The following is a 664-nucleotide window of genomic DNA, read 5'->3' as shown; positions in this document are numbered from 1 at the left end:
ACCCACCCCCTTTCCCCTCCCTGATAGGGAGGGGGACAGCCTGGCGAGGGGCTAGGCCCTCGAAATGATCAGGCCACGGTCGCCGAGGCGATCACGCCGGGCTTGGCGGGCGGTTCGCCCTTGGGCAGCGCGTGGACATGTTCCATGCCCTCGATCACCTGGCCCCAGACGGTGTACTGGCGATCGAGGAAGCGCGCGTCGTCGAGGCAGATGAAGAACTGGCTGTTGGCGCTGTTCGGATCCATCGTCCGCGCCATCGAGCACACGCCCTCGACATGCGGCTCGTCGTTGAATTCCTGTTTCAGGTCGGGCTTCTTCGAGCCGCCTGTGCCGGTGCCGTTGGGGCAGCCGCCCTGCGCCATGAAGCCGGCGATGACGCGGTGGAACTTCACGCCGTCGTAAAAGCCTTCCTGCGCCAGTTCGACGATGCGTTCGACATGGTTGGGCGCAAGATCGGGGCGCAGCTTGATGACGATGTCGCCGCCATCCTGAATGTGAAAGGTAAGCGTTTCGGCGGTCATGATAGGTCCTTTGCGGCCGGAGAAATGGGTGCCGCCGATATAGCGGCCGCCATGCGAATGTCACCCCTTGGCCGACGCGCCCGATCGGGATTGCTTTTGCAGGTGCGAAGCGCCAAACACGCGAAACGTTGCGGCGTCCCCGC

Annotated in this window: 1 protein-coding gene; it reads right to left on the bottom strand. The window is 64.3% G+C overall.

Annotation, left to right across the window (positions count from 1 at the left end):
- Nucleotides 1-68: 68 nt before the first annotated feature.
- Entirely contained in the window at nucleotides 69-521 is a 453-nt protein-coding gene (locus DM995_RS01070; protein ID WP_023837821.1) for a peptidylprolyl isomerase, read from the bottom strand.
- Nucleotides 522-664 lie beyond the last annotated feature (143 nt).

It is taken from the genome of Blastomonas sp. UPD001, from assembly GCF_003426715.1.
Taxonomy (GTDB): Bacteria; Pseudomonadota; Alphaproteobacteria; order Sphingomonadales; family Sphingomonadaceae; genus Blastomonas.
This window is presented reverse-complemented; position numbering and strand designations above follow the sequence as displayed.

Bases quoted from the DNA above. Each gene is read 5' to 3' on its own strand.
- DM995_RS01070 (WP_023837821.1), bottom strand. From the start codon at position 521: ATGACCGCCGAAACGCTTACCTTTCACATTCAGGATGGCGGCGACATC.